The sequence below is a fragment of the Faecalibacterium sp. OM04-11BH genome, assembly GCF_003482185.1.
Classification (GTDB): Bacteria; Bacillota; Clostridia; order Oscillospirales; family Ruminococcaceae; genus Faecalibacterium; species Faecalibacterium tardum.
Window position 1 is genome coordinate 1 of the sequence record NZ_QULS01000002.1, and the last position, 4,710, is coordinate 4,710.

2 tRNA genes and 2 rRNA genes are annotated in these 4,710 nt (G+C 50.8%); all 4 read left to right on the top strand.

Annotation, left to right across the window (positions count from 1 at the left end):
• Window positions 1–1,290, top strand: a 16S ribosomal RNA gene (locus DXB44_RS01810); the annotation flags it as partial.
• 126 nt (window positions 1,291–1,416) lie between these two features.
• A tRNA-Ala gene (locus DXB44_RS01815) sits at window positions 1,417–1,492 on the top strand.
• Between the two features lie 3 nt (window positions 1,493–1,495).
• Window positions 1,496–1,572 (top strand) — tRNA-Ile (locus tag DXB44_RS01820).
• A 206-nt stretch (window positions 1,573–1,778) separates the two neighbouring features.
• A 23S ribosomal RNA gene (locus DXB44_RS01825) occupies window positions 1,779–4,613 on the top strand.
• Window positions 4,614–4,710 lie beyond the last annotated feature (97 nt).

Genomic DNA, 4,710 nt, shown 5'->3' on the forward strand with positions numbered 1-4,710 from the left:
CTTTGAGATGGCCTCGCGTCCGATTAGCTAGTTGGTGAGGTAACGGCCCACCAAGGCGACGATCGGTAGCCGGACTGAGAGGTTGAACGGCCACATTGGGACTGAGACACGGCCCAGACTCCTACGGGAGGCAGCAGTGGGGAATATTGCACAATGGGGGAAACCCTGATGCAGCGACGCCGCGTGGAGGAAGAAGGTCTTCGGATTGTAAACTCCTGTTGTTGAGGAAGATAATGACGGTACTCAACAAGGAAGTGACGGCTAACTACGTGCCAGCAGCCGCGGTAAAACGTAGGTCACAAGCGTTGTCCGGAATTACTGGGTGTAAAGGGAGCGCAGGCGGGAAGACAAGTTGGAAGTGAAATCCATGGGCTCAACCCATGAACTGCTTTCAAAACTGTTTTTCTTGAGTAGTGCAGAGGTAGGCGGAATTCCCGGTGTAGCGGTGGAATGCGTAGATATCGGGAGGAACACCAGTGGCGAAGGCGGCCTACTGGGCACCAACTGACGCTGAGGCTCGAAAGTGTGGGTAGCAAACAGGATTAGATACCCTGGTAGTCCACACTGTAAACGATGATTACTAGGTGTTGGAGGATTGACCCCTTCAGTGCCGCAGTTAACACAATAAGTAATCCACCTGGGGAGTACGACCGCAAGGTTGAAACTCAAAGGAATTGACGGGGGCCCGCACAAGCAGTGGAGTATGTGGTTTAATTCGACGCAACGCGAAGAACCTTACCAAGTCTTGACATCCATCGACGACTATAGAAATATAGTTTTCCTTCGGGACGGTGAGACAGGTGGTGCATGGTTGTCGTCAGCTCGTGTCGTGAGATGTTGGGTTAAGTCCCGCAACGAGCGCAACCCTTATGGTCAGTTACTACGCAAGAGGACTCTGGCCAGACTGCCGTTGACAAAACGGAGGAAGGTGGGGATGACGTCAAATCATCATGCCCTTTATGACTTGGGCTACACACGTACTACAATGGCGTTAAACAAAGAGAAGCAAGACCGCGAGGTGGAGCAAAACTCAGAAACAACGTCCCAGTTCGGACTGCAGGCTGCAACTCGCCTGCACGAAGTCGGAATTGCTAGTAATCGCAGATCAGCATGCTGCGGTGAATACGTTCCCGGGCCTTGTACACACCGCCCGTCACACCATGAGAGCCGGGGGGACCCGAAGTCGGTAGTCTAACCGCAAGGAGGACGCCGCCGAAGGTAAAACTGGTGATTGGGGTGAAGTCGTAACAAGGTAGCCGTAGGAGAACCTGCGGCTGGATCACCTCCTTTCTAAGGAGTCAGGCAATGACAGAGCATCTAAGATGGTCAGTCATTGGAACAGGTGACAAGTTAAAGTTTAAGTAGATATTGTTCGATTTTGAGGGCCCTGAAAAGGGGTTACTCAAAACCTTATGTGGGGGTTTAGCTCAGCTGGGAGAGCACCTGCTTTGCAAGCAGGGGGTCAAGGGTTCGATTCCCTTAATCTCCACCACATGGGCCAATAGCTCAGCTGGCTAGAGCACACGACTGATAATCGTGAGGTCGATGGTTCGAGTCCATTTTGGCCCACCATGTGATGAAAATTAAAGTTCCGGGAGACCGGGCTTTGAGGGACATCACCAAGACGTACCTTGAAAACTGAATAATAACTGCGAAACAAAGATTATAGTAAGTTCTTTTTTAAGAAATATTACAATTTCAAAAGGAAGGGTAACAATAATCTTCGTTGGCAAGAGAGAATCAAGAGGATACCAAATGTTCCAAAAGAACGTTTGAAAGGTCAAGCGAACAAGGGCGCAGGGCGAATGCCTTGGCACTGGGAGCCGATGAAAGACGTGATAAGCTGCGATAAGCTTCGGGGAGCTGCAAATAAGCATTGATCCGGAGATTTCTGAATGAGGAAACTCACCTGGGTTCATACTCAGGTACGTTATACTGAACTTAAAAATAGGTATATCGAGGGAACCGCCTGAACTGAAACATCTAAGTAGGGCGAGGAAGAGACATCAAACGAGATTCCGTAAGTAGTGGCGAGCGAACGCGGAAGAGGGCAAACCGGAGGTAGAAATACTTCCGGGGTACGGACTGCTTTTAGGACTCAATCTGTTAACCAAACGGCATGGGAAGGCCGGTCAGAGAGTGTGAGAACCACGTAGGTGAAAACGGAGAGAGCTGCGCAGGATCCAGAGTACGGCCAGACACGTGAAACCTGGTCGGAATATGGGGGGACCACCCTCCAACCCTAAATACTACCCAGTGACCGATAGCGTATAGTACTGTGAAGGAAAGGTGAAAAGCACCCCGGGAGGGGAGTGAAAAAGAACCTGAAACCCTGTGCCTACAAGCACCTAGAGCACGTCAATGTGTGATAGGGTACTTTTTGTAGAACGGTCCGGCGAGCGATTGTATGCAGCAAGGTTAAGGACTTAAGGTCTGGAGCCGAAGCGAAAGCGAGTTTGAAAAGGGCGTTAAGTTGCATACAATGGGCCCGAAACCGGGTGACCTACCCATGGTCAGGTTGAAGTGGAAGTAAAATTCCATGGAGGACCGAACCGACCTCCGTTGAAAAGGCGGCGGATGAACTGTGGGTAGCGGAGAAATTCCAATCGAACCCGGAGATAGCTGGTTCTCCCCGAAATAGTTTTAGGACTAGCCTCAAGTTAGATACCTGGAGGTAAAGCACTGAATAGCCTAGCGGCCGAGAGGTTAGCGAAGCTTATCAAACTCAGAATGCCAGAGTATTGATGCTTGGGAGTCAGACAGTGTCAGATAAATGTCATTGTCAAAAGGGAAACAGCCCAGATCTACAGCTAAGGTCCCAAAGTCAGGTTAAGTGGAAAACGATGTGAAGATACGTAGACAACCAGGATGTTGGCTCAGAAGCAGCCACACATTCAAAGAGTGCGTAATAGCTCACTGGTCGAGCGTCTTTGCGCGGAGAATTTAACGGGGCTAAACCTGACACCGAAGCTTAGGCAATACAGCAATGTATTGGGTAGGGGAGCGTTGTATACGCGGTGAAACAGTAGCGCAAGCGGCTGTGGAGTGTATAGAAGTGAGAATGCCGGAATGAGTAGCGCGAATGCAGTGAGAATCTGCATGGCCGAAAGCCTCAGGTTTCTGGAGGAAGGTTCGTCCGCTCCAGGTTAGTCGGGAGCTAAGGTGAGGCCTAACGGCGTAGCCGATGCACAGACGGTAGAGATTCCGTCACCACCAAAAGAGTTAAACACAGGGACACATTTGAAGTCTCGGAGCCGGGTGTTGGTTCCGGTAGCGATCGAGGGAAGTTAGTACCGAAGTCCGGGATGGAAGATGGCGAGAAAAGCTGTGTGTATTTCTGCGGTGCCCGTACCGCAAACCGACACAGGTAGGTAGGAAGAAGATTCTAAGGCCAACGGGAGAAGGGTTGTTAAGGAACTCGGCAAATTGACCCCGTAACTTCGGGAGAAGGGGTGCTCCAGAGATGGAGCCGCAGAGAATCGGCCCAAGCAACTGTTTACCAAAAACACAGGTTTGTGCTAAATCGAAAGATGACGTATACGAGCTGACGCCTGCCCGGTGCTGGAAGGTTAAGAGGAGATGTGCAAGCATTGAATCGAAGCCCCAGTGAACGGCGGCCGTAACTATAACGGTCCTAAGGTAGCGAAATTCCTTGTCAGGTAAGTTCTGACCCGCATGAAAGGCGTAATGATTTGGGCACTGTCTCGACAGCCCGCCCGGCGAAATTGTAGTACCGGTGAAGATGCCGGTTACCCGCGACAAGACGGAAAGACCCCATGGAGCTTTACTGTAGCCTAATATTGGGTTTCGATGTTGCATGCACAGGATAGATGGGACACTGGGAAGCAAGTGCTTTGGCATTTGTGGAGTGGCCGTTGGGATACCATCCTTGCGATATTGGAATTCTAACCTGCGCCTTTGAATCAAGGCGGGGGACATTGTTAGGTGGGCAGTTTGACTGGGGCGGTCGCCTCCTAAAGAGTAACGGAGGCGTTCAAAGGTTCGCTCAGCTTGAACGGAAATCAAGCAAAAGAGTGCAAACGCAGAAGCGAGCCTAACTGCGAGACTGACGGGTCGAGCAGTAACGAAAGTTGGAGTTAGTGATCCGGTGGTATGTGAGTGGAAATGCCATCGCTCAACGGATAAAAGTTACCCTGGGGATAACAGGCTGATCTCCCCCAAGAGTCCACATCGACGGGGAGGTTTGGCACCTCGATGTCGGCTCATCGCATCCTGGGGCTGTATTCGGTCCCAAGGGTTTGGCTGTTCGCCAATTAAAGCGGTACGCGAGCTGGGTTCAGAACGTCGTGAGACAGTTCGGTCCCTATCTGTCGTGGGCGCAGGATATTTGATGGGAGCTGTTCCTAGTACGAGAGGACCGGAGCGGACGTACCTCTGGCGCACCAGTTGTTCTGCCAAGGGCATAGCTGGGCAACTATGTACGGATCGGATAAACGCTGAAAGCATCTAAGCGTGAAGCCGACCCAAAGATAAGATATCCCATTGTTTCAAACAAGTAAGACCCCTTGAAGACTACAAGGTTGATAGGCACGATGTGTAAGTGGAGTGATCCATTCAGCAAGCGTGTACTAATAGGTCGAGGGCTTGACCACAATTCGCTTGAGACTTTTAAGTCAACGAAAAAATGTTAGCAGTGATTATTCAGTTTTGAAGGCACGTCCTTCTAAGAAATACTGGACAGAAGCACAG